The following is a 24610-nucleotide window of genomic DNA, read 5'->3' as shown; positions in this document are numbered from 1 at the left end:
CTTGCCCTTCAGCCCCATCTGAGCGACCAGGGAGGCGATGGACGCCTGCCGCGAACCCGATGGAGATGCCCTTGAATACCCCGAATTGGACTGCGTTGGTTACCGCCGTTACGGTGGCCGCCATGACAATGGCGCTGAGCCTGCCTGCGCGTGCAGAGACGGCCGCGCACGATCACGGCGCCGCCGCGCCGCACAAGCTCGCATTGAACCAGGGCCACAAGTGGGCCGCCGACGAGGCGCTGCGCGCAGGCATGGGCCGCATCCGCAACCTGGTCGAACCTCAACTGGGTGCGGCGCACTCTGGAAAGCTCACGCCTGCGCAGTACCGTGCGCTGGCTACGCAGGTCGAGACCGAAGTCGGCGGCATCGTCGCCAACTGCAAACTCGAACCAAAGGCCGATGCGATGCTGCACCTGGTGATTGCCGACATCGGCGCTGGCACCGACACGATGGCCGGCAAGGACGCCAAGACGCGTCCGGCGCTCGGTCTGGTGAAGGTGGCGCAGGCCGTCAACCAGTACGCCAGCCACTTCGACGACGCAGGCTTCAAGCCGATCCGCAACGTCCACTGAGCGTCTGCGCAGGCGATCATGAAGCTCGTGAAGGCCCCGTCGACCCTCCCTGCACGAGCGGATGCGCCAGCCCCGGTGATCGGACATGCCGGCGGCCCCGCGCGGGCCCAGCCGGTGGCCTGAGCACCATGGCTCGGCGGGAGATTGCCTGCGCGGTCTTCCTGGCCGCTGTGCCGTTGTTCAAGGCACTCGATGCCGCCACCTTGGCGCGGTTGGCGGCTGCCACGACACGGCGCACGCTCAGGCGCGGCGAGACGCTCTTTCGCAAGGGCGATGCATCGACCGGCATGTACGTCGTCATCCATGGCGAAATCAAGCTGATGTCGACCACGCCGGTGCGCGGGTCACGACTGACCGGGATCGTCGGTCCGGGGCAGAGCTTCGGCGAACCGGTGATGTTCCTGGAGCGGCCCGCCCTGGTCGATGCGCAGGCGGCCGGCGACGCGCTGGTGCTCCACCTGCCCAAGCAGACACTGCTCGACGAAATCGAGCGCAACCCGAAGTTCGCGTTGCGCATGATCGCCGGTCTGAGCCAGCGCATCGAGAGCCTCGTGCGGGAACTGGATCGCCAGGCCATGGGCAGTGGCCGCGAGCGATTCATCGCCTACCTGCTGCGACACGGTCCGAGGCAAGACCATGCGGCGCCGCTCGTCGTCACCCTGCCGGCGGCCAAGGCAGAGGTCGCTTCGCAGCTCAACCTGACAGCCGAACACTTCTCACGCATCCTGCACGAGTTGGCGACGGCGGGACTGCTGCAGGTTCAAGGCCGCAAGATCACGGTGCCGGATCCGAATCGGCTCCAGCGGGCCGCGAGGCAGCGCTGATGCGAGCAGCCGAAATCGAAAGCGTGTTTGCAAGGCCCGCAATGCCGCGCACTTCGCGCTTCCTGCGCTGACGTTTCAACGAACCGGCAATCACCGACCTTCGCCACAACGCCGCAACGCCACAACACCGCAACGCGTCTGCTGGCGCTCTCAGTCGCGCTCGGTCGCCAACTCCTCGACCAGCAGGTCAATGAAACGCCTGACGCGCGGTTCCAGCCGGCGCTTCGTCGGGTAGATCGCCACGATCTTCACCGCGCCTGACGCCCGGCCCGCAAGGACTTGCCGCAGCCGACCGGCGGCCAGGTCCTGTTCGACCAGGAACGCCGGCAGGAATGCCAGGCCGAGACCGGCGAGGGCGGCATCACGCAGGCCCTCTCCGCTGTCCAGCCTCAAGCGGCTGCGCCCTTCGGCCTTCACCAATTCGCCATCGTCGTTGCGCAGGCGCCAACTCTGCCTGCGGCTGCGACTGCTGAAGACAAGGCAATCGTGGCGTGCAAGATCGTCGACGGTCTTCGGCTCGCCTCGCTTGGCCAGGTAAGCCGGCGAGGCACAAATCATCACTCGATAGGCGGCGACCACGCGCGAGACCAGCCCCGCGTCCAGGTCGGCGCCGCCGATGCGAAGGGCGAGGTCAAAGCCTTCCTCGACGATGTCGGCCAGCCGATCGGTGAGGTTCACTTCGACCTGGACGTCGGGCCACGCATCGAGATACTTCTTCAGCACGGGCAGGACCACATGCCGCCCGAAGGCATCCGGGACCGTGATCCGCAGCGTCCCTCTTGGCACGCCATTGGGCCCCATGACGCTTGCCTCGGCGCCCTCCACCGCTTCCAGGATCTTCAGGCCATGCTCGTAGAGCGTGCGCCCTTCATCGGTGAGGCTCAAGGCGCGGGTCGTGCGGTTCAGAAGCCGTGCACGCAGCCGCTCCTCCAGGCGGGCCACTGCCTTGCCCGCGGCGGACCGCGTCAAGCCCATGGCCTGCCCGCCGGCAGTGAAGCTGCCCCGGTCGGTGACGGCCATGAATACGAGGATGTCGTTCAGGTTGTCGCGCGGCATGGAAAGTAGCGCCGGCTCGGCGAACGGCACCGGTGGGTCGCAGGCCAAGTGATGCTAACAGCGCCCCTCATGCGTCGGCTTCGTGATGTGGCAGCGCCCGAGACACACGAAATGTCGTCGCCTGTGTGTCGACGCGCATTCGACAGTGGCCTGCCTACAGTGCTGTCGATACGCAATCAACCGAAAGCCCTATGTCTGTCACATTGATGAACCCGGAAGGACTCTTCAAGCCCGACGTTTACCGGCAGGTGGCCATCGCCACCGGCTCCCGGCACGTGCACATCGCCGGCCAGGTCGCCTACGGGCCGGACGGCCAGCTCGTCGGGCCAGGTGATCTGGCTGCCCAGGTGGCGCAGTCCTACCGCAACGTCGCCAAGGCGCTGGCGGCCGCTGGCGCGACCTTCCAGGATGTCGTTCGCCTGACCTTTTACGTGGTCGACTGGAAGCTCGAGCTGATGCCCGCCTTCGTGGCCGGCGTGGAGCGCGTGGCCGAGGAGCTCCAGATCGCGCCGGCGCCGGCCTCGCTGATCGGCGTTTCCGTGCTGTATGAACCAGGCGTCCTTGTCGAGATCGAAGCGACCGCCGTGGTGGATTGACGATTCGCGTGCTGGTGGGGCGAGCCGGTGCTCAGGCCCGCTGGCCCGCCGGCAGACCTGCGCGCATCAGCATCCACCGCCACTTGGCCACTGGCCGGTCGCCCTCAGGCAACTGGGGCGTCGGATCGGGCCGGCCATAGCGAAGCCGTTCGACCACTGCAACGGTGCCGGGGGCGGCGCTGCGGCAGGCCCAGTTGCGCCCATCCTGGATGTCGCAGTCGGTCAGCCGCCCAGCGGGGACCTTGGTCCTGGCGTCGATCACGGCGACTTCCGAAGCCGCGCGATCGATCCGCATCCGGTATCGGGAGGCCGCCACGAGCCGGCCGCCGCATCGATCGCCTTGCCAGGCGCCTGCCTGGCAGTGCACGGAGTACAGCGTCCAACTGCCTTGCGGCGTGATGCAGTCGGTCACCCACACCTGCAAGATGACCAAGGCCAGCATGCCGGCCAGGCCTGTGAGCAGAAATCGATGCAACTTGGCGACAGTGGCCATGGGCTCCTGGGCGGGGGGATGCGAAGTGCGCAGATTGCCACATCGCCGATGACATGGCCACCTTGCGCTGCAGCACCCGGCCGCGCGGCGACCGGGCGCTGTCAGCCCCAGTCGATCTGGTCGAACAGCCGCTGCAGGCGCTGAGCCTTGACGGGGTTCAACTGCGCGGCCCAGGCGACGCGGCCGCGCAGGTGTCCGCGCCAGTTCGGCACCTGCTCGCGGTTCGGCGTGTGCGGGCCGTCACGCACGCACTGGTGCAGCACGGCCTTCAGGCGGTCGAACTCGTGGCGCGGCAGGTTCGAGCGTTCGTTGACGACCACGCCACACACCTCTTGCCGCGTGCCGGTGCCGATGCAGCGGGACTTGCACAGGTTCAAGCTGAAGCCTTCCTCGCCGACGATGCGGGCGATCCAGGCCTCGATGCGGGCGCGGTTCTGCCGCAGGTGCGCGCCACCGGAGATCACGATGTCGTCGGCATAGCGCGTGTAGCGCGCACCGAGCACTTGTGCGAAGCCGTCCAGCCGCAGGTCGAGCCGGAACGCGCACAGGTTGGCCAGGGCCGGCGAGGTGGGGGCGCCTTGCGGCAGATGTGGGTCGCGCAGCCGCTGCAGTTGGGCCCAAGGCAGGCCGCCTTCGGGGTGCAGGCGGCGCAGCACCGGCTCGGGCGTGGCCGTCGTGCACAACGCGGTCAGCTCACGCGCCACTTGCGCGGGGTAGCCCAGCGTCGCGAACAACGCGTGGACCCGCGATGCACGCACGGCATTGAAGAAGTCCTGCAGGTCGAACTTCAGCAGCACCGGCTGGCCGGCGTGCGCCCGCGCGTGGTCGATCACGGAGCGGCCCTTGGTGTAGCCGCAGGCCGCCTCATGCGCCGGCAGGTGCGCGAGCAACCCGTGCAACAGCCGCCGCTGCAGCGCCATCAGGTAAGGCTGCGGCACCTCGAGCAAACGCCAACCGCCGCTGCGCTTGGCGAGCAGTCGGTGGCGGTAGTGCTGCTCGCCAAGCGACGCCTTGCGTTGCCACGCGGCGGTCTTGGTCAGGCGCCAGAGACCGCCGCTCGACATCCGAAAGGCATCGGCCAATGCGGCGCTGTGCGGCCATTCGGGCAGCAACACCTTGTCCAACCCGAGCGGCGGGGGCAGTTGTCGGCGTGGCCCATTCAGCAGGTAGCCGCGGACGTATGGCCGCGCATCGCTGCGCCAGGCGCCGTCGAAGCCGTCATCACGCTCGATCAGGTCGGCGAGGCTGCGTGGGGTCAGCCGGCGCCAGTGCTCGCCCGGCATGCGGCTACAGCGGCGGGCCAGCTCGGTGGCCCACGGCGCGGGCGCGTCCACGCAGGCCTCGATGCGGGCTTGCAGGCCGCGCTCGTCCGCCGGCCCGCACAGCATGGCGCGGGCGATCGACAAGGCAGTGAGGCGGATGATGCTGCGCATGAAAAGGGGCGGCACGCTGCCCAACCTGCAGGTGAAGCGCTATCAGTGGTCGCGAAACGCGACGGACGATGGCGCCCCGGAAGGACGATGCTAACCAACCACCGTGGGGGAGCCCCACGGTGCGACGCCGGACTTGCGAACGACGGCGCGATACGCTTGGGCAGCGGCCGCGGGGCGGATTATCAGCTGGCCTGCTCGTGGCCCACTTCACCCGCGGCCACGTGCGACGCCGGTGTCCGCACCAGCGCTACGCTCGCCAGCGCGCAAGCCGCCAGCGTCCACACGATCACAGCGCCCGATGGCAGATCGAACAGTGCAGACAGCGCCAGCCCCAGCGCATAGCCGAGCGCACCGATCGCATAACCGACGGCGAGCCGGCGGCGTCCGCGCAGCGTGCGCGTGGCCAGCGCCGGGATGATCAGGCTCGAGAACACGAGGTAAACGCCGACCAGTTGCACCGAGGCCGTCACGGCCACCGCGAACGCGGCGTAGAAGCCGAAGCGGCCCAGCCGCCGCACCCAGCCCAGCCACATCGCCGCGCACAGCAACGCCGACACCGCGGCCAGCCAGACCAGCTGTTCCTGGTGCACCCACAGGATCTGGCCGACCAGCAGGTCTTTCAGGTGCTCGCCACCGTGCGGGTTGCCGGCGAGCAGCAAGATGCCGGCGCACGCCGCGAGGATGAACAGCACGCCGATCAGTGCTTCTTGTTGTTGGGGAGCGCGCCGTTCCGTCCATGTCAGCAGCAGGGCGCCAAGCAGGGCCGCGGTGACCGCCGCGGCCTGCACCGCGAGGCCACCTTCGGGCAGGCCCAGGCTGTCGGCTGCGATCACCCCCAGCCCGGCGATCTGCGCAATCGCCAGGTCGATGAAGACGATGCCGCGGTCCAGCACCTGGGTGCCCAGCGGCACGTGCGTCGTCAGCACCAGCAGCCCGGCGATCAGGCCGGGGCCGAGGATGGTCCAGTCCAGCGCGCCCCAGTTCATTTGGGGCTCACGGCGGCCAGCAGCCGCGCCACGGTGTCGTCGAACAGGCCGAACAGGTCTTTCGCGCCGTCGCTGCCGCCCACCGTGAAGGGCAGGGTGACCGCGGCGACGCCGGCGTTCTTGTTCAACCAGTCCGAGGGCTTCGAGTCCTGGTAGGCCGCACGCAGCACCATCCGCGCCGGCGAGGCCTTCAGCGTCGTGAGCACCGTCTGCAGGTGCGCTGCACTCGGCTCGACGCCGGGCTTCGGCTCCAGCACCGCCACTTCCTTCAGGCCCAGCCAGTCGTACAGGTAGACGAAGGCCTTGTGCTGAGACACGACCGGCACGCCTTTCAACGGCGCGGCCTGGGTGGCCCAGCGGGCCATCGCCTGCTGCCAGCGCTGCGCAAAATCGGCCTGACGCCTGGCGTAGTCGGCCGCATGGGCCGGGTCCACCTGCTGCAACCGGGCGCCGAGTGCCGTGGCCACCTGCGCGATGTTGCGTGGGTCGGTCTGGATGTGCGGGTTGCCGGCGGCATGCACGTCGCCCTGGGAGCGGTCCACCTGGATCGGCAGTTCGAGCTTGCGCACATGGTCGGCCGCCGCAAAGTTGCCCGGCTGGCCGGCCTGGACCTTCGCATTGCCCGACTGTTGCAGCAGGATCGGCAGCCAGCCCGTCTCCAACTCGGCGCCGGTGCAGACGACGAGGTCGGCGTTGCGCGCCCGTGCGATCAGGCTGGGCTTGGCCTGGATCTGGTGCGGGTCCTGCATCGCGGTGGTGGCGACCGACACGTCGACCAGGCTGCCACCCAGCTCCTGTGCCAATGCGCCCCACTCGGGCTCGCAGGCGAAGACGCGCAGTGCCGCCTGCGCGGGCAGCACCGGCAGCAACAACGCCATCGCCAGCAGGCCGGGCAGGGTGAAGCGGTTCATCGTCATGGGTACTCCTGGATCAAAGGTCAGAAGCCGTGGGCGCCGTGCGCGCCGAGGCTCATCTGGTATTGCAGGAAGATCTGGTTGTCGGTCACGCCCTCGCGCGAGCGGTCTTGGCCGAACTGCAGGCGAAAGCGCGAGAACTCGCTCGGGCTGAAGTCCAGCATCAGCGTGTTCTTGCGCGGTTGGTAACCGGTGCCGGCCAGGATCGCCGCGTTCACGCCGTAGTCGGGCGAGCCGGCGTCCAGCTGCTCGGTGCGCAGGCCGACACGCCAGCGCGGCATGAACTGGTAGATGCCCTGCAGGTACCAGCCCGACTGCGTGGCGCGGTAGGCGCCGACGCTGTTGGCACCATCCAGATCGTAGACGAGGTCACCGCTGCGCGTGCTGCGCAGGTACTCGCCCTGCAGCTTGAAATTGGTGCGCGTCGCGTTGCCGTTCGGCGCCCACTTCCACACCGCGTCGGCCACCCACACGCGGCCCTTGCCGGTGAAGGTGTTGGTGACCGCGGTGCCATTGACATCGATCGCCGCCAGCTCCTGGTCCCAGGCTTTGGCTCTGAGCATCGACACGCCGGCGCGCCAGCTGTGGCTGTCACCCATGTCGCCGCCCGTGTGGGCCCCGAGGGACCATGTACCGACGCCGTGGCCCCCGTTGCCGCCGCCGGGGAAGCTGTCACCGCGGCCGATCTCCGCGGTCAGCTCGATGTACTGGTCGGTCGGCGCGAGCCAGGTCAGGCGCAGGCCATCGTTGCCGTGTTGGGTGCCGAGCAAGGCCTGGTAGGCCAGCGGGTTGTCGACGAAGTCCCACGAGTGGGCGTGCTGCGGATTCAGGTAGCCGATGCCGGAAAAGAAGCGGCCGCCACGGAGCGTGAAGCCGTAGTCCAGCGCGGTCGTCTCGACGAAGGCCTCTTCGACCTCCACGCCATCTTCGGCGATGGCCAGCGTCACGTCGCCGCGCAGCCACGGGTCGATGCTGGCGGACAGGCGCAACTCGGTCTCGCCCAGGCCGAAGCCGCGTTCGCCGGGGCCGAGCTCGGCGTCGGCCGGCAACTGGAAGCCGGTGATGGCGAAGTCGGCCGGGTCCTGCGACAGCCGGACGTATTGGCCCGAAAGGATCAACGAGATCGCGGGGTTGAAGGTGTTGCCGCCGGCATTGGCCACAGCGGTGGGCGCCGGAGCGGGGGCTGGCGCTGCGGCCACCGGCGCCACCGGCGCGGGTACAACCGCCGTGGCCGCCGGCGGTGGTGCCGCAGCGGCAGCTTCGGCGGCCTTCAGGCGTGCCTCGAGGGCCTGCAGACGCGCCTCGTAGGCTGTGCGCATCGCATCCATCTCTTGGCGAATCGCCTTGATGTCGGTGCTGGTGGCCTGGGCTTCAGGCGTTGATGGGGCAGGGGTGGACGTCGCGGCACTGGCGGGCGCAACCAAGGCGAGCGCAAGGCCCGCCGGACACAGCAGATGCATGTTCTTCATTCCAGGAGAAAGCGTTCAGACACGCCGGCGGCCGCCCTTGGGGCCAGGCCAGCAGGCGCTGGGAGCAACGATCAGCAGGGAATGACGGTGGGCGGTGCGCGGCTTTGGTAAGCCGGCCAGTCGGCGGCGCGGGAGGCTCCGTGGTCGGCAGCCTGGGGTGCCGCGTGGCTGCCGGTGGGCAGCAGCAGGCTCGCCGGTGCACTGGGCAGCGCACCGCTGCCGACGACGGCGGCGCTGAGGCACAGCGCGCAGCTCGTCGCATGCAGCGCCTTGCTGTCGCTGTCGGTCTCGCCGCCGATGGCAGACGCCGCCGCGTGCGACAACGCATGCCAGTTCGCCGCCGTCTGCGCCAACGGCAGCAGCAAGGCAAGCCACAGCAGCCACGCAAGGTGGCGGCGTGAGGCGGGGGCGGGGCGGTCGACTCGCATGGCGAAGACCGCGATCTTAGTCGGCTCGCACTACTCCTGTGTAGCCGAGTTGTTCAACGAGTGTCTTGGCGGTGGTGCTCAATCCAGGCGGAACGCCGAGACGACCTCGTTCATCCTGGCGGCCTGCTGCTTCAGGCTCTCGGCAGCCGCCGCGCTTTCTTCGACCAGCGCGGCGTTCTGCTGGGTGACCTGGTCGAGTTGGGCGACGGCGTTGCCGATCTGGTCGATGCCTTGGCTTTGCTCCAGGCTGGCGGCGCTGATCTCGGCGATCAGGTCGGTCACGCGGCGGACCTGGGCCACGATGTCTTGCATCGTGCGGCCCGCGTCGCCGGCCAGCTGGCTGCCGGCCTCGACCTTGTCGACGCTGTCGCCGATCAGGGACTTGATCTCTTTCGCGGCCTGCGCGCTGCGCTGGGCCAGCGAGCGCACCTCGCCGGCCACCACCGCGAAGCCGCGGCCTTGCTCGCCGGCCCGGGCGGCCTCGACGGCGGCGTTCAGCGCGAGGATGTTGGTCTGGAAGGCGATGCCGTCGATCACGCCGATGATGTCGGCAATGCGGCGCGACGCCTCGGTGATCTGCTCCATCGTCGCCACCACCTGGCCGACGACCTGGCCGCCTTGCGCCGCCACACCCGATGCGCTGGACGCCAGCTCGTTGGCGGCGCGCGCGGTGTCGGCGTTGTGCTTGACGGTGGCTGCCAGTTGTTCCATCGACGCTGCCGTTTGCTGCAGGTTGCTGGCCTGTTCCTCGGTACGCTGGCTCAAGTCCGCGTTGCCGTTGGCAATTTGCGCCGAGCCGGTGGCGATCGAGTCCGAACTCGAGCGCACCTGGCCGACGATCACGACCAGGCCTTCGTTCATGCGCTTCAGTGCAGCCAGCAGCTGGCCCGTTTCGTCATGCGAGCGCACGTCGATGTGCTGGCTCAGGTCACCATTGGCCACCGCCTCGGCCACCTTCACGGCCTGCGCCAGTGGCTTGACGATCGAGCGGATCAGCCTCCACGCCAGCAGCCCGGCAGCCAGCACGGCCACCGTTGCCATCAGCACGTTGCTCCACAGCACGGTGACCGTCTCGGCTTCGCTGGCCTCATACTCGTGCGCCGCAACGTCGAGTTGAACCTGCACCAGTGAGTTCACCACGTCGCCGATCGGGTCGATCGCGGGGTACATCTCCTTTGCGGTGAAGGCATGCAGCGCTTCAGGAGCACCGTCTTTCATCAGGCCCAGCAGCTTCTCGGCGGCCTGGTCCGCCTGCTTCATCAACGGCAACGCCTTGGCAATCAACACGCGTTCATCGTCGGTCAGTTCGGTGGCGACGAAGGCCTTCCAGTTGGTATCGATCTGCTGCCGCGCTTCGGACAGTGTCTTGATCCCGGCCTCGGCGGTGATCGCGCCATCGCGCACCTTGTGGCCGGCGTCGACCATGCCGATCGCGTAGGCGTCGGCCACCATCTTCAATTGCTTCAGCGGCACCACGCGGTCCTTGTACAGGTCGCGCAGGGTGTCCCGGGCGTCGTCGACGTGGTGCACCGTGCTGTAGGACGACAGGATCAGCAGCGCCAGCAGCGCGCTGACCAGCAGCGCCAGCCGGGTCTTGATGTTGAGTTGAATCATGGTGGTACCGCTTCATCGTCGCGCCAAAATGGCCTTGACGCTTGGCCGGGGCCGAGTTTGATGGTTTGGTTCTCGGACCAAGGGCTGAAAACCGTGACCGCAGCGGTTCAATTTGGCGTCAAAGCCGCCCCCGGGGGGCATGAAACCGTTTGCGAAACGGCCATCGGCAAGTTTTTCAGCCCCAACGCAGCGCCCAGCTTGCCGGGCGGGGAATCTACGCCTTACGCCTTTACGGCGGCCCGGTCACTGCCAGCGGTCGAGATCGGGCTTGCTTCCACTGCCGACACGGGTTGGTGCCGCAGCAACGATGCCACCTGTTCCGGCGGCACGGGCCGGCTGAAGTAGTAGCCCTGGATCTCGTCGCAGGCGATGCCGCGCAGCACATCGCGCTGTTCCGCGGTTTCCACGCCCTCGGCGACGACGGTCAGGTTGAGCGTCTTGCCCATCGCGATGATCGCTTCGGTGATCGTCCGGTCGGCCGGGTCGGTCGTGATGTCGCGGATGAACGAGCGGTCGATCTTGATCACGTCGACCGGAAAACGCTTGAGGTGCGCGAGCGACGAATAGCCGGTGCCGAAATCGTCGATCGCGATGCGCACGCCCATGCGCTTGATCGCCTGCAACAGCTGCACCACGCGCTCGATGTCGTGCATCACCATGCCTTCGGTGATTTCAAGCTCAAGCAGGGACGGGTCCATGTCGGCGCTGCGCAGCGCATCGGTGATGTCGTCCAGCAGGCCCTCGTGCATGAACTGCCGCGCCGACAGGTTGACCGACACGCCGATTCGCGCGAAGCCCTGGCGCTGCCACGCCATGTTCTGGGCACAGGCCTGCCGCATCACCCACTGGCCGATTGGAACGATGAGCCCGCTCTGCTCGGCCACCGGAATGAACCGGGACGGGCCGACGGGCCCCAGCTCGGGGCTGTTCCAGCGCAGCAGGGCCTCGACGCCGGTGATCTGGTTGGTGTTCAGGTCGACCTTGGCCTGGTAGTGCAGGGCGAGTTCCTGGCGCGGCAGTGCATTGCGCAGGTGCAGCTCCATCGCCATGCGCTCGAGCGATTGCGCCGTCACGGCCCGCGAATGGAACTGGAAGTTGTTCTTGCCCTGGTCCTTCGCCGAGTACATCGCGATGTCGGCGTTCTTCATCAGCGTGTGCTCGTCCTGCGCATCGTCCGGGAACAGGCAGATGCCGATGCTGGCCGTCACGCGGCAATGCAGGCCATGAACCTGCACCGGCTCGACCACCGCTGACAGGATCTTGCGCGCCACCGCAGCGGCGTCGTCGCTGCCGTGCAGATCCTGTAGCAAGACGACGAACTCGTCGCCGCCCAGTCTGGCCACCACGTCTGCGCTGCGCAGGCAAGACTTCAGCCGCTGCGCGACGGCCCTCAGCAGCTCGTCGCCGACCCCGTGGCCCAGCGTGTCGTTGATCGACTTGAACTGGTCCAGGTCGATGAACAGCACGGCAAATTGCCGCCCATGGCGACCCGCCCGCTGGATCGCCAGCTGCAACAGCTCACTGAACCAGACCCGGTTCGGCAGGCCGGTCAGGTCGTCGTGCGTGGCCAGGTAGCGGATGCGCTCTTCGGCACCGCGCTGCTGCGTGATGTCGCGCCCCACGCCGCGGTAGCCGGCCAGGCTGCCATCGCGCGCCAGGATGGGTGTGCCGCTGACACGCACGTAGGTGGCCGGGCCGTCCGGCGGCGTGCGCCGCATCACCACGTCGCGAAACGGCTTCTGTTCGGCCAGCACCTGGTGGTGCGCTTCCCAGCCCTCTTCGATCTCGTAGCCGAGTTCCCACCAGGTCTTGCCCAGTTCCGCATCGAAGGCCGTGTTGTCACCGGCGGCGTGCCGCCCTTCGAGCCGGGTGAAGCGGTGATCGGGGGCCTGCTCCCAGAACCAGTCGGACGACAGCTCGGTCAGGCTGCGAAAGCGCGCCTCGCTGTCGCGCATCGCGCGTTCGGCCTGCGCGCGCTGCGTGACGTCGGTGTAGATCGTCACGAAGCCGCCTTCGCGCATCGGCATGCCGCGGATCTCGAGCACCGTGCCGTCGGGCCGTTCGCGCTCGAAGCAATGCGGCTCGAACTTGCTCGCGATCGCGACGCGTGTGCGCACCTGGTCTTCGACAAGGCCCTGCCCGTAGTCGCCACGCTTGGCGTTGTAGCGGATGAAGGCTTCGAAAGGCGTGCCCCGCTGGCACAGTGATTCGGGGAAGTCCAGCAGCTCGCGAAAGCGCCGGTTCATGCCCAGCATCGTCAAATCCTTGTCGGCGATGCTGATGCCCTGATCCATCGTCTCGAAGGTCTTCTCGAGCAGCAGATTGGCCTGGCGCAGCGCGCGTTCGGCCCGGGCGCGCTGGGTGATGTCGGCGTAGATCGTGACGAAGCCACCGCCCGGCAGCGGGCGACCCCGTACCTCGAGGATCGTGCCGTCAGGCCGTTCGCGTTCGAACTGGTGGGCTTCGAACTTGCGCGCGATCTCGACCCGTTCACGCACCTGCTGCTCGACGTCGCCGGCCCCATAGTCACCGCGCTCGACGTTGAAGCGCACGAAGGCCTCGAATGGCGTTCCCGGCACGTACAGCGCATCGGGGAACGACAACAGCTCGCGAAAACGCCGGTTGACCGTGACCAGCCGAAGATCGGCGTCGAAGACGCTGACGCCTTCTTCCATCGTCTCGAACATGCTGTCGAGAACGGTGCGATGGTCGAACGCCGGCTTGCTCGCGTTGTCTTCGGCGTTGTCCTGGGGCGATTCGTGCATGTCCTGTTGCTCGGTGGGGCAGCGCGACATCACTGCTTGTCGAATAGCACTGGAGGCGGGTTCATCCTGGGGCTTGCTGGCGGAGGTCCGCCGTTGTCGGCGTCTGCCGGATCGAATCAGGGCGATCGGAACCTGTCAGGCGAGCGGCCACGGGTGTCGGCCTGACGGCACGGTCACAGTTACAGCGCTATCGGCGCCGGCGCCGCTGTCTTGACCGGTGACGGCGAAAAGGGCGCTCGGCGACACGGATGGCGCCAACTGTTGCGCACATCGGGATATCCGGATCGAGCGGCGAGCCGCCGGTGGCGCCGGTGGGTGGCGCCCGGCTGTGACACCTTCTTGCACCGTGTCGTCGGGGCCGCCTCGGCGCTTCAGGCATCATCCGCGCAACGCAACTTTGATGAGTGCTGTTGTCATGACCCCGATTCGCCGCTTCGTCACCTCGGCCGCTTTGCTGACCCTGGCCACCACCACGCTGCCGGCCCTGGCGGCCAGCTCGGCCGCATCTTCGGCGTCTGACAGCCTGTCCACCTCGGTGGGCAGTGTGTCGGACTCGTTCAAGAACTCCAGCGAAAGCTCGGACCGGCCGAACCGCACCGCCGACGGCGACTACAAGGTGATCGAGGTGGCCGCCGCTGAAGAACGCCCCGGCACGCTGCGCCTGAAGCTGCAGCCTGCCGCCGGCGAAGGCGAAGCCTTCGAGCTGTACCTGCCGCAAAAGGCCGCCGACATGGGCGGCGTGGCGGTGGGCCAGGTGGTCAGCGCGCGCAACCGCGACTACGGTGTCGAATTCGCCCGTGCCGACACCCGGCAACCCTTCTTCCTGGTACTTGAAGACGCCTGGTACCACGAACTGGCGTCGAACCCCGTCACGCTTTGAATCTTCGCTTCCCCGCGGGCCGGCTCACCGCCGCCCGCGTCGCGGCGGTCGCGTTGCTGGTCGCGGCATCGTGCGTTGGCGTGGCCCAGGCCGCGTCGCTGCGCTTCTGCGACCGCCAGGCCAAGGTCAGCATCGACGAGCAGGACGCGCTGTTCCGGTTTGCTGGCGTCGTGAAGGCCGAGCTCGAAGCCTCGGGCCAGCCGCTGGCGCTGATGGCGCGCTCCGGGCTCGACCTGAGCTGGTTTGGCCTGCGTTACTCGCATGCGGGCGTCAGCCTGCAGGCCAGCCCGAACGGGCCCTGGTCGGTGCGCCAGCTCTACTACGCCTGCGATGAACAGCGCCCGCGCATCTTCGACCAGGGGGTGTCGGGTTTTCTGCTCGGCACCGACAACCCGGCCGAAGGCTATGTCTCGCTGATCTTCCTGCCGGCGGATGCGGGCGCGCGGCTCGAACGCACGGCGCAGAGCAAGCCGCAGGTGTTGGAGCTGCTGGCCGCTGGCTACAGTGCCAACGCCTACCCCTACAGCCTGCGCTACCAGAACTGCAACCAGTGGGTGATGGAGCTGCTGGCCAGCGCCTGGGGCGGCCTGCCGCTGGTGGATGAGCCGGGTGATGCCGACACGCCGCGCGCGCAGGCGCAGCGCTGGCTGAAGCAGCAAGGCTACGAACCGACTGCCTTCGACCTGTTGCGCCCCCTGATGTGGTTCGGCGCGTTCATCCCCTGGCTGCACAGCGACGACCATCCGGCCGATGACCTGGCCAACGCCGTCTACAGGGTGTCGATGCCGGCCTCGATCGAGGCCTTCGTGCGTGCGCAGGCACCCGGCGCAACACGGGTTGAGCTGTGTCACGCCGGCCGCCGTGTGGTGGTGCGGCGCGGGTGGGAGCCGATCGCCGAAGGCTGCTTGCCTGCCGAGGGCGACACGGTGATCAGCCTCGACTGAGCGCCTGTCGCGTTCGGCTTCTCGGGAACGTCGGGGATCCAGCGCGGGCGCATCGCCAGGCGCGTGCCGTTGACGCACGAAAAGGTTGCCTCGGAGACCACCCCCATGCGGGGGATGGGCCCCGCCGAGGTGCTCGACGACAGTCGCGCGTTGCCGCACTTCGCTGGAGTCGCCGTTGAACGAATCCTGCCACGCTGAGCCCGATGTTGCGGGTGGCGCCGCTTCCGGGGGGAAGCGGGCGCACGATCCACGCTTCGCTTCGCTGTACGCCGAACTGCACCGAGTCGCGCACCGCGAGGCCCGGCGTCATGGCGCGCTGGGCCAGTTGAGCACGACCACTGTGCTGCACGAGGCCTATCTGTCCTTGGCGCAGCGCGATCGATCCGAGTTTCACGACGAAGGCCACTTCATGGCCTACGCGGCGCGCGCCATGCGCGGCCTGGTGATCGACCGGATTCGGGCGCGAGGCGCGATCAAGCGTGGCGGCGGTGTCCAGATCACCGTGCTGGACGCCGAAACGGCCGAGGACCTGCCCGATGCCCAGGTGCTGGATCGCATCAGCGACGCGCTGGATGAGCTGGCCGAACTCGAGCCGGACCTGGCCCAGGTGGTCGACCTGCGCTTCTTCTGTGGCTTCTCGATGGGTGAAATCGCTGCACAACGAGGCGCCTCGGTGCGCACGGTGCATCGGCAGTGGGACAAGGCGAGGGCGCTGCTGTACCGGGCGATGACCTCTGGTTGACAACCGACGGGCGCAGCTGGCGCCGCCAAGGAGGTCATCGCATGAACATGCCGGATCGGCAACGCTGGCAGCGCTTGAGCCCATTGCTCGACGAACTGCTGGACCTGGCACCGGCGCAGCAGGCGTTGCGTTTGGGTGCTCTGTTGGGCGAGCACCCGACACTCGCCGGCGAACTGGCAGCGCTCCACGCAGCACACCAACGTGCCGGCGGCGAGCACTTTCTCGAAGACGCTGCGGCCGATGCGGCCACTGAAGCCGCGCCGCCCACGTTGGCCGGCCAGAGGCTGGGGCCCTACACGCTCGTTGCGCCATTGGGCCACGGTGGTACTGGCAGCGTCTGGCGGGCCCATCGCAACGATGGGCGCTTCGACGCGCAGGTGGCCGTCAAGCTGTTGCACCTGTCGCTGGTGGGCCATGCGCCGGCCCAACGCTTTCGCCGCGAAGGCTCGATCCTCGCCCGCCTGACGCACCCGAACATTGCGCACCTGCTGGACGCTGGTGTCAGCGATGGCGGGCAGCCCTACCTGGTGCTCGAATGGGTGGATGGCGAGCGGATCGACCACCATTGCGACCACCAGCGCCTGAGCGTCGAGCAGCGGTTGAGCCTGTTCGATGACGTGCTTGCCGCGGTGTCGCATGCGCACAGCCACCTCGTCATCCACCGCGACATCAAGCCGACGAACATCCTGGTCGACCGGCAAGGGCAGGTCAAGCTGCTCGACTTCGGCATTGCGAAGATCCTCGAAGACCAGGCCTGGAACGCCGAAGCGACCGCCATCACCCGCGAAGGCGGCGGCCAGTCGTTGACACCCGAATACGCGGCGCCCGAACAATGGCGCGGCGAGCCGGTGACCACCGCGACCGATGTCTACGCACTCGGTGTGCTGCTGTACCAATTGCTCGCAGGCCGGCATCCCACGGCAGCCGACCACGCCACCGTGCAGCAGGTGATGCAGGCGACGCTGGAGTCGGAGCCGGCACGCCTGTCGGCCGCTTGCAGCGCAGAGGCGGCGGCGTTGCGCGAGACGACGCTCAACGGGCTGACCCGTCGTCTTCGCGGTGACCTGTCGAACATCGTTGCCCGTGCGCTGGCCAAGGCCCCACCGCAGCGCTATCCCACCGTCGACGCGCTGGCTGAAGACCTGCGGCGCCACCGCAACCACGAGCCGGTGACCGCGCGGGCCCACGCCTGGCCCTACCGGTGGGGCAAGTTTGCACGGCGGCACCGGGTGATGGTCGGCGCTGGCGCGCTCAGCACGGCAGCCGTCGTGGCTGGCCTGGCCGGTACGTTGTCGCAAGCGCGCGTTGCCGAGTACGAACGAGACCGGGCCCTGCGACAACTGGTGCAGACCGAGGCGGTGGAGGAGTTCCTGGGCTTCCTGATCAGCACCACGGCGAATCGGCCGCTCAGCACCCTCGAACTGCTCGACCGCGCCCGCGAGATGGCCAACGCCCAGTTCGCCGGCAACCCCGCCGTCAGGGCCCGGCTGCAGCTGACCCTGGCTGACCTCTATGGTGAGATCGATGCGCAGGACGCGACGCTCGAGCTGCTCGCCCAGGCCGGCGTGGCGGCGCAGCAGGCTGGTGACATCGACCTGCAGGCCCAGGCCGAGTGCGCGAAGGCCGCCGAGACCGGCCTGGAGCCCGACAGCAAGCGCGCCGCGGCACGCTTCGAGCAGGCGATGGCCATGTTGCGTGCGCAACCCGGCAGCGACACGGTGGCGCTGGCCTACTGCCACCACGTTCGCGCGATACGAGCCTTTGACCTTGGCGAGAACCTGCAAGCCATGACCGATGAGCGCGAGGCGCTTGCGCTGATGGGAGCGTCTCGCCCCGGCAACCGCGCACTGCAGGTTGCCATGCGCCAAGGCCTGGCTGGTGCGCTGGCCAAGACCGGCGACCTGGCCTTGGCGATCGAGCAGATTCAGGCGGCGATCGACGAGTTGAAGGCGATGGGTCGCTCCAACACGATCGGCGTGCAGACCCTGCTCAACAACAAAGGCGTGCTGTTCTCACGCGCGGGTGATCCACTGCGTGCATTGGCGGCGTTCAATGGTGCGATTGGAGACCTGCACGACGGCACCACCGCCAGCGGAGCTGCGAGCTTCGGCAATCGAGCCAGGGCGTTGCTCGATATCGGTCGCGTGGCCGAAGCGCAGCAAGCGCTTGCGCAAGGGTTGGCGTTGGCCGCCGAGCGCGGCGATTCACGCAGCCCGCCGTTTTCGATCGCCTCCTTCGGCTGGTGCGCGCCCGGTGAGTTGCCTCGATGCGAGCAGCGAATCGAAGCGGCGCGCGACAGCATGGCGGCGCTGTTGCCGCCGAGCCACGCGTCCCTTGGCTACGCCGACATCAGCCATGCGCGAATGCTGCTCGACGCCGGCCAACCCGAGCGCGCCAAGCCACTGCTCGAACGGGCCGTGTCGATCTACGGCGCCCCGGAGCGCGGCGAGCCGGCTCGAATCCGTGCCCTGACGCTGCTGGCGCGCGCCGAACTGCAGCTGGGACGCGTCGAGACTGCGCTGGAAGTCGCCGAGCGTGCCGTGCAACAGGCGCGTTCGGCTGCGGTTGGCTTCAACCACAGCGAATGGCTGGGCAGTGCGCTGTTGGCGCAGGGTAGCGCCTTGCGTGCACGCGGCGACGCCCAGGCTTCTGCTGCCGTACTGCACGAGGCGTTGGCCCAGCTCGTGCCGACCGTGGGCGACGAGGCACCGTCCGTCATTGAAGTCAGGCGCCTGCTCGCTACTCACTGAGCCTCACGGCGCCGCGTGCGACAGGCACCCGATGAAGTAACGATTGGTAAGCGCTGGCAGAACCTGTCGGCCACTTGCGAATAGCACAGTGGGCAGGCGCGTGATTCAACGCGCCGCCCCTGGCAACGCAAGGGAACACGATGGAACAGCAACAGGCGGGGGCCGGCGCGGCAGGCGCGGCGATCTCGCTGCCCAAGGGCGGCGGCGCGATCAAAGGCATCGGCGAGACGTTTCAGGCCAATCTCTTCAGCGGCACGGCCAACCACAGCGTGCCGATTGCCCTGTCACCGGGCCGGCACGGTTTCGGCCCCAAGCTGTCGCTTGGCTACAGCTCCGGCCACGGGAATGGTCTCTTCGGCTTGGGCTGGCAGTTGTCGCTGCCGCGCATCACGCGCAAGACCGAGAAGGGCCTGCCCCGCTACGGCGATGGCGATGTGTTCGTCATGTCCGGTGCAGAAGACCTGGTCCGCTGCCTGAAACAGGTGGTCGACCTTGACAGCGGCGAGTCGAGTTGGGTGCCGCTGGACCCGATCGAGCGATCGGACCACCTGGTGTTTCTCTACCGCCCCCGCACGGAGGGCCTGTTCGCGCGGATCGAGCGCTGGGTGCACACCGGCACCGGCGAAACGCACTGGCGCACGATCACCAAGGACAACGTTACCAGCCTCTTCGGCAACACCGCCACCTCTCGCCTGACCGACCCGGCCGATGACGGGCGCGTCTACGAATGGCTGCTGCAAGAGACCTTCGATGCGCTGGGCAACCACGGCCTTTTCGAGTACGCCGCCGATGACCCGGCGTTGTATCGCGGTGGCAGCCCCGACGGACGGTTGCCCGAAGCCTTCGAACAAGGTCGCATCGCCACGCAGCGCTACCCGCGCCGCATCTACTACGGCAACCTGCCCGAGCCGCTGCTGGATGCGCAAGGGCAACCGATCACCTACGCTGACGGTTCGGCCGTGGGGCATCTGCGCAACGGCCGCCGCTATGCGTTCGAGGCGGTGTTCGACTACGGCGATTGGGACGGCCCCACCTGCCTGCCGCATCCGTCGCCGCTGCCTGAGGCCCGGCAAGAGCTTTTCGGCGCCGACCCCCAGACGTCGTCGACCGGACGCCTCGCGCCGATCCGATCCGACCGCTTCTCGCACTGCCGGGCTGGCTTCGACATCCGCACGCTGCGGCGCTGCCAGCGCGTCTTGATGTTCCATCACTTCGCCGAGCTGGGTGGGCCGACGCTGGTTCGCTCCACCGACTTCAGCTACAGCACCGACCCTGACACGCAGGCGTCGCTGCTGAGCGCCGTCACGGTGACCGGCTACGACAAGGACGGCGCTGGCGTCTACCGCGCGGCCAGCATGCCTCCGGTCACCTTCGACTACGCGCCGTTCAAGCCGCACGAGCAGCGCTATCAGCCGCTGAAGGCACTGGGCGGTGACATGCCTTCGCTGCCGCTGAGAGACCCGAACATGGCGCTGGTCGACCTGTTCGGCGACGGCCTGCCGGACATCCTGCACACCGGCCCGAATGGCATTCGCTACTGGCGCAACCTGGGCAACGGCGTGCTGGACCGCCCGCGCCTGCTGCCGCAGATGCCGGCCGGCTTGTCGCTCAGCCAGCCCGGCGTCGGTTTCGGCGACATGGCCGGCAACGGGATCGTCGACTTGCTGGTCAACACCGGCCCGTTGCCCGGCTTCTTCGAGACGACGCCCGACGGCGCGTGGAAGCAGTTCACGCCCTATGAGACCGTGCCCGGCTTCCTGCCGGGCGACCCCAACCTGCGCATGCTGGACCTGACCGGCGATGGCCGGGCCGACGCCTTGCTGACTCGCGACCAACAGTTCCTGTGGTTCGAATGCCTGGGCGAGAAGGGTTTCGGGGCCGCGCAGGGCATTGCGCGCATTCACGACCTGGCCCAGTTCCCCGACGTCTTCTTCGACGACTCGACCGGGCGTGTGCGGCTGGCCGACATGACTGGCGATGGCCTGACCGACATCGTGCTCGTTCACGAGGGCCGCATCGACTACTGGCCCAACCTGGGCTACGGCCGCTTCGGGCCGCGCGTCACGATGGCCAACGCGCCGCGCCTGAACGCCAACTTCGACCCCAAGCGGCTCATGCTCGCCGACCTGAACGGCACCGGCTGCGCCGACCTGGTCTACGTCGACTTCCAGCGGGTGCACTTCTGGTTCAACCAGTCGGGCAATGCCTGGAGCGAGCGCCAAACCATCGTGGGAACGCCGAGCACCAGCGACGCCAGCGCGGTGGAGTTCGCCGATGTATTCGGCACCGGAACGGCCACGCTGCTGTGGAGCCACGACTTCGTCGATGCCGGCGATGGGCACTACAAGGCGCTCGACTTCTGCGGTGGCGTGAAGCCGTATGTCCTGATCGGCATGGACAACAACATGGGCTCGACGATCCGCGTCAGCTATGCCTCGTCGACGCGCTACTTCTTGCAAGACCAGGCCAACGGCACCCCCTGGCTGACGACGTTGCCGTTCCCGGTGCAGGTGGTGGACAAGGTGGAGGCCATCGATCACATCGGCCAGACCAAGCAAGTAACGACCTACCAGTACCACCATGGTCACTACGATGGTCGCGAGCGCGAGTTCTGCGGCTTCGGCCGGGTCGACCAGTTCGACACCGAGTCGTTCGAAGACTTCCTGGACCTCGGCTTGCATGGCGATGACGTCCCGTTCACCAACGCCGACCCGGCGTTCCACGCGCCGCCCGTGGAGACGCGAACCTGGTTCCACACCGGTGTCTACTTCGACAGCCGCGGCAGCCAGCCTTTCGACTACCGCGACCTGACCCAGCGTTTCCAGCAGGAGTACTACGGGCAGGACGACCAGGCGGTGCCGCTGGAGGAGCACGCCGTCGAGACCGGTGACACACCGGCCGAGGCCTACCGCGCGCTGCGCGGGGCGCAGCTGCGCATCGAGGTGTATGCGCACGATGGCAACGCGAAAGCCGCGCACCCGTATCAGGTTGGCGAAAGCCGCTACCAGGTGGCACAGCTTCAGCCCCGGGCGGACAACCACCACGCCGTCTACTTCAGCCACCAGCTGGAGAGCCTGAGCTACCACTACGAACGCAACCCCGCCGACCCGCGGATCGGCCATGAGCTGACACTGGCGGTGGACGCGTTTGGCAACCCGTTGAAGACACTGAGCATTGGCTATGGGCGTCGGCGCGGCGATTCGGGCTTGCCGACCGATGCTGATCGCGAGCGGCAAACCAGGACGCTGATCAGCTACACCGAGGCGCGTTACACCCAAGCCATCGACGACCCGCAGGTCTACCCGGATGCGCACCGTGCGCCGGCGCCGTGCGAGAGCTTCAGCCACGAATTGACCGGCTTCGCGCCGATCGTTCCCGGGGCGCCGCGCTTCAGCCACGCCGAATGGCGGGCGGGTGATTTCGCCCGCATCAACGACGCTCAGAGCCTCGGCTACGAAGAGCAAGCCGATGGGATCACCCCACAGAAGCGCTTGATCGAGCAGTCCCGCACCTGCTATCGCAAGGATGATCTGAGCGGCTTGTTGCCACTCGGCGCGCTCGAACCGCTGGCGCTGCCGGGCGAAAGCAGGAAGCTCGCGTTCACGCCGGGCCTGCTGGAGCAGATCTACGGTGACCGCGTCGACGACGCGATGCTGGGCGATTGCCGCTATGTGCGAGATGAAGACCAGGGCACGTGGTGGATCCCTTCCGGGCGGGTCTTCTATTCGCCTGGGCTGAGCGACACACCGGCCGAAGAACTGGCCTTTGCGCAGAAGCACTTCTTTGCCGCGCAGCGTGCGGTCGATGTGTTCGGCAATGCAGCACTCACCGTCACCGACGCGTACGTGATGCTGACCACCGAGAGCGTCGATGCCCTGGGCAACCGCAGCCTGGCCGAAGTGGACTACCGGGTGCTTCAGCCGCGCCGCTTGACCGACCCCAACGGCAACCGTAGCGAGGTGATCTTCGACACGCTGGGCCTGGTGGCCGGCAGCGCGGTGATGGGCAAGGCGGGTGAAACCGTGGGCGACAGCCTGGCGGAGTTCGAGCCGAACCTGACGCCGTCGCAACGGGCCGCCTTCCTGGCCGACCCACTGGCCAACACGATCGCGCTGATTGGCTCGGCCACCACGCGCATCGTCTACGACCTGGCGCGCTACCAGCGGGAGCAGCAGCCTGTGTTCGCCGCGGTGGTGGCGCGCGAGACGCACGCCAGCGATACGCCGCCCGACGATGGCTTGAAGGTCCAGCTGAGCCTCAGCTATTCCGACGGCACTGGGCGCGAGATCCAGAAGAAGGTGCCCGCGGAACCTGGCCCGTTGGCCGATGGTGGCCCTGTGGTCAGCTCGCGCTGGGTCGGCACCGGCTGGACCTTGTTCAACAATAAGGGCAAGCCGATCAAGCAGTTCGAGCCGTTTTTCGACGACACGCACGCCTTCCGCTTCGATCACCGGGTCGGTGTCAGCTCGACCTTGTTCTACGACCCGCTGGCACGGGTGGTGGCCACGCTGCACCCGAATCACAGCTGGGAGAAGGTGGTGTTCGATCCGTGGCAGCAGGCCAGCTGGGACGTCAACGACACCGCGTCGATCGAAGACCCGGCGGACGACGCCGATGTCGGCGGCTTCTTCCAGCGACTCGTCGCGACCGACTACCTGCCCACATGGTTCGCGCAGCGCCACGGCGGCGGGTTCGGCGATGCCGAGCGGGCCGCCGCCGCCAAGACAGCGGTGCACGCGGCCACGCCCTCGGTGGCCCATGCCGATGCGCTGGGCCGACCGTTCCTGACGATCGCCCACAACCGTTTCGAGCGGGACGGCAACACTGTCGACGAGCAGCACGCGAGCCGGGTGCTGCTCGATATCGAAGGCAATCAGCGCGAAGTCATCGACGCCAACGGCCGCGTCGTCATGCGCTACGGCTTCGACATGCTCGGTGTGCGCATCCACCAGGCCAGCATGGAGGCGGGTGAGCGCTGGATGTTCAATGACGCGGGCGGGCAACCCGCCTTCGCGTGGGACAGCCGCGAGCACCGGTTCCGCAACACCTTTGACGCGCTGCGCAGGCCGCTCGAGATCTTCTTGCAAGAGGGCAGCGGTGCAGAGAAGCTGATCGGCCGCACCGCGTATGGCGAAGGCGAGGTCGATGTCGAAGCGCGCAACCTGCGTGGCAAGGTCTTCCAGCACTTCGACCAGGCGGGGGTGTCGACCAGCGAGGCTTACGACTTCAAGGGCAACCTGCTCAGCGGCAAGCGGCAACTGGCCGCCGACTACAAGAGCACGCTGGATTGGTCGACCAACCCGGCACTCGAACCCAAAGTCTTCGCCAGCAGCACGGCCTACGACGCGCTGAACCGGCCGATCGTGCTGACCGCGCCCGATGGCAGCGAGACCCGGCCGCGCTTCAATACCGCGGGCTTGTTGGAAGCGACGTGGGTGCAATCGCGCGGCGCGACGTCGGCCACACCCTTCGTCACCAACATCGACTACGACGCCAAGGGCCAGCGCACGAGCATCGCCTACGGCAACGGGCTGCGCACCGACCATGCCTACGACCCGCTGACCCTGCGGCTCACGCATTGCCAGACGCTGCGCGGCGGCGAAGCGCTGCAAGACCTGGCCTATGTGTACGACCCGGCCGGCAACATCACGCACATCGAAGACGCGGCCCAGCAGACGATCTACTTCAGGAACCAGGTCGTCACGGCCAGCGCCGACTACACCTACGACGCGCTCTACCGTCTGCTGGTTGCCGAAGGGCGAGAGCACATCGGCCAGGTCTCGCAACCCGAGACGAGCTGGAACGATGCCTTTCGCGTCAACCTGTCGCACCCGAGCGACGGCCAGGCGATGCGCCGCTATGTCGAGCGGTACTCATACGACCCGGTCGGCAACATCGTGCAGCTGGTTCACCAGGCGGCGAATGGCAACTGGACGCGCGGCTGCAGCTACGACGAAGCCAGCCTGATCGAGCCGAGCAAACTGAGCAACCGCCTGAGCAGCGTGGTGGTCGGTGACAACGAACCACAACGCTTCCCCTACGACGCCCACGGCAACATGACCGCGATGCCGCACCTGAGCGGCATGGCCTGGGATTTCCGCGACCAGTTGCGGCGCGTGGACCTGGGCGGGGGTGGCATCGCGT

Annotated in this window: 17 protein-coding genes; 8 read left to right on the top strand and 9 right to left on the bottom strand. The window is 67.8% G+C overall.

The annotated features are described in order from the left end of the window. Positions 1-71: 71 nt before the first annotated feature. Together VFY73_RS18030 and VFY73_RS18025 are read left to right on the top strand one after the other, a co-directional pair. The gene (locus VFY73_RS18030) at positions 72-572 is read left to right on the top strand and encodes a hypothetical protein (protein WP_329721287.1); all 501 of its coding nucleotides are present in this window, start codon (positions 72-74) and stop codon (positions 570-572) included. A 128-nt stretch (positions 573-700) separates the two neighbouring features. Then, a complete protein-coding gene (locus tag VFY73_RS18025; RefSeq protein WP_329721286.1) occupies positions 701-1396 on the top strand; it encodes a Crp/Fnr family transcriptional regulator in 696 nt (231 codons plus the stop codon). 150 nt (positions 1397-1546) lie between these two features. Here the strand turns inward: VFY73_RS18025 and VFY73_RS18020 are convergent, their stop codons facing one another. After that, positions 1547-2482, bottom strand: a complete 936-nt coding sequence (locus VFY73_RS18020; RefSeq protein ID WP_329721284.1) for a LysR family transcriptional regulator — start codon at positions 2480-2482, stop codon at positions 1547-1549. Positions 2483-2643: 161 nt separating this feature from the next. Here VFY73_RS18020 and VFY73_RS18015 point away from each other — a divergent pair, with 161 nt between their 5' ends. Further along, positions 2644-3048: a RidA family protein gene (locus tag VFY73_RS18015; protein ID WP_329721282.1), complete on the top strand. Its 405-nt coding sequence runs from the start codon at positions 2644-2646 to the stop codon at positions 3046-3048. 31 nt (positions 3049-3079) lie between these two features. Here VFY73_RS18015 and VFY73_RS18010 read toward each other — a convergent pair whose 3' ends face one another. The 8 genes from VFY73_RS18010 to VFY73_RS17975 form a co-directional block, all read right to left on the bottom strand. Further along, on the bottom strand, positions 3080-3541 hold the full coding sequence (locus VFY73_RS18010) for a hypothetical protein (RefSeq protein ID WP_329721280.1): 462 nt from the start codon (positions 3539-3541) through the stop codon (positions 3080-3082). Between the two features lie 101 nt (positions 3542-3642). Next, positions 3643-4974 carry a reverse transcriptase family protein gene (locus VFY73_RS18005; RefSeq protein ID WP_329721278.1) on the bottom strand — a complete coding sequence of 444 codons (1332 nt, stop codon included), beginning with the start codon at positions 4972-4974 and terminating at the stop codon, positions 3643-3645. A gap of 182 nt (positions 4975-5156) precedes the next feature. Further along, the gene (locus VFY73_RS18000) at positions 5157-5960 is read right to left on the bottom strand and encodes a metal ABC transporter permease (protein ID WP_329721276.1); all 804 of its coding nucleotides are present in this window, start codon (positions 5958-5960) and stop codon (positions 5157-5159) included. Continuing rightward, positions 5957-6877 (bottom strand): metal ABC transporter substrate-binding protein, encoded by a 921-nt coding sequence (locus VFY73_RS17995; RefSeq protein WP_329721274.1) that lies wholly within the window; start codon positions 6875-6877, stop codon positions 5957-5959. The genes VFY73_RS18000 and VFY73_RS17995 overlap by 4 nt, the downstream gene beginning before the upstream one ends. Positions 6878-6897: 20 nt before the next feature. Further along, positions 6898-8334, bottom strand: a complete 1437-nt coding sequence (locus VFY73_RS17990) for a hypothetical protein (protein WP_329721273.1) — start codon at positions 8332-8334, stop codon at positions 6898-6900. 80 nt (positions 8335-8414) lie between these two features. Beyond that, the gene (locus tag VFY73_RS17985; protein WP_329721270.1) at positions 8415-8771 is read right to left on the bottom strand and encodes a hypothetical protein; all 357 of its coding nucleotides are present in this window, start codon (positions 8769-8771) and stop codon (positions 8415-8417) included. Between the two features lie 78 nt (positions 8772-8849). Then, complete coding sequence (locus tag VFY73_RS17980; protein WP_329721268.1) at positions 8850-10385, bottom strand: methyl-accepting chemotaxis protein; 1536 nt, start codon at positions 10383-10385, stop codon at positions 8850-8852. 221 nt (positions 10386-10606) lie between these two features. After that, complete coding sequence (locus VFY73_RS17975; protein WP_329721266.1) at positions 10607-13150, bottom strand: PAS-domain containing protein; 2544 nt, start codon at positions 13148-13150, stop codon at positions 10607-10609. Between the two features lie 415 nt (positions 13151-13565). Between VFY73_RS17975 and VFY73_RS17970 the strand changes: the two genes are divergently transcribed. From VFY73_RS17970 to VFY73_RS17950, 5 genes are all read left to right on the top strand, one after another. Next, positions 13566-14030 carry a hypothetical protein gene (locus VFY73_RS17970; RefSeq protein ID WP_329721264.1) on the top strand — a complete coding sequence of 155 codons (465 nt, stop codon included), beginning with the start codon at positions 13566-13568 and terminating at the stop codon, positions 14028-14030. Further along, on the top strand, positions 14027-14974 hold the full coding sequence (locus tag VFY73_RS17965; RefSeq protein ID WP_329721262.1) for a DUF2145 domain-containing protein: 948 nt from the start codon (positions 14027-14029) through the stop codon (positions 14972-14974). The genes VFY73_RS17970 and VFY73_RS17965 overlap by 4 nt, the downstream gene beginning before the upstream one ends. A gap of 85 nt (positions 14975-15059) precedes the next feature. Beyond that, the gene (locus VFY73_RS17960; RefSeq protein ID WP_329721260.1) at positions 15060-15716 is read left to right on the top strand and encodes an ECF-type sigma factor; all 657 of its coding nucleotides are present in this window, start codon (positions 15060-15062) and stop codon (positions 15714-15716) included. 41 nt (positions 15717-15757) lie between these two features. After that, positions 15758-18466: a serine/threonine-protein kinase gene (locus VFY73_RS17955; protein ID WP_329721258.1), complete on the top strand. Its 2709-nt coding sequence runs from the start codon at positions 15758-15760 to the stop codon at positions 18464-18466. A gap of 140 nt (positions 18467-18606) precedes the next feature. Then, positions 18607-24610 (top strand): SpvB/TcaC N-terminal domain-containing protein (locus VFY73_RS17950; protein WP_329721256.1); only part of this gene is annotated, 6004 nt, incomplete at its 3' end.

Origin of the sequence: Ideonella sp., assembly GCF_036277275.1 — a bacterium.
Lineage (GTDB): Bacteria > Pseudomonadota > Gammaproteobacteria > Burkholderiales > Burkholderiaceae_C > Ideonella.
Note: the sequence above shows the minus strand (reverse complement) of the source record. Positions and strands in the feature narration are given on the sequence as shown.

Coding starts and splice junctions, on each gene's coding strand:
- VFY73_RS18025 (WP_329721286.1), top strand. CDS start 701: ATGGCTCGGCGGGAGATTGCCTGCGCGGTCTTCCTGGCCGCTGTGCCG.
- VFY73_RS18015 (WP_329721282.1), top strand. CDS start 2,644: ATGTCTGTCACATTGATGAACCCGGAAGGACTCTTCAAGCCCGACGTT.
- VFY73_RS18010 (WP_329721280.1), bottom strand. CDS start 3,541: ATGGCCACTGTCGCCAAGTTGCATCGATTTCTGCTCACAGGCCTGGCC.
- VFY73_RS18005 (WP_329721278.1), bottom strand. CDS start 4,974: ATGCGCAGCATCATCCGCCTCACTGCCTTGTCGATCGCCCGCGCCATG.
- VFY73_RS18000 (WP_329721276.1), bottom strand. CDS start 5,960: ATGAACTGGGGCGCGCTGGACTGGACCATCCTCGGCCCCGGCCTGATC.
- VFY73_RS17995 (WP_329721274.1), bottom strand. CDS start 6,877: ATGACGATGAACCGCTTCACCCTGCCCGGCCTGCTGGCGATGGCGTTG.
- VFY73_RS17990 (WP_329721273.1), bottom strand. CDS start 8,334: ATGCATCTGCTGTGTCCGGCGGGCCTTGCGCTCGCCTTGGTTGCGCCC.
- VFY73_RS17985 (WP_329721270.1), bottom strand. CDS start 8,771: ATGCGAGTCGACCGCCCCGCCCCCGCCTCACGCCGCCACCTTGCGTGG.
- VFY73_RS17980 (WP_329721268.1), bottom strand. CDS start 10,385: ATGATTCAACTCAACATCAAGACCCGGCTGGCGCTGCTGGTCAGCGCG.
- VFY73_RS17975 (WP_329721266.1), bottom strand. CDS start 13,150: ATGCACGAATCGCCCCAGGACAACGCCGAAGACAACGCGAGCAAGCCG.
- VFY73_RS17970 (WP_329721264.1), top strand. CDS start 13,566: ATGACCCCGATTCGCCGCTTCGTCACCTCGGCCGCTTTGCTGACCCTG.
- VFY73_RS17955 (WP_329721258.1), top strand. CDS start 15,758: ATGAACATGCCGGATCGGCAACGCTGGCAGCGCTTGAGCCCATTGCTC.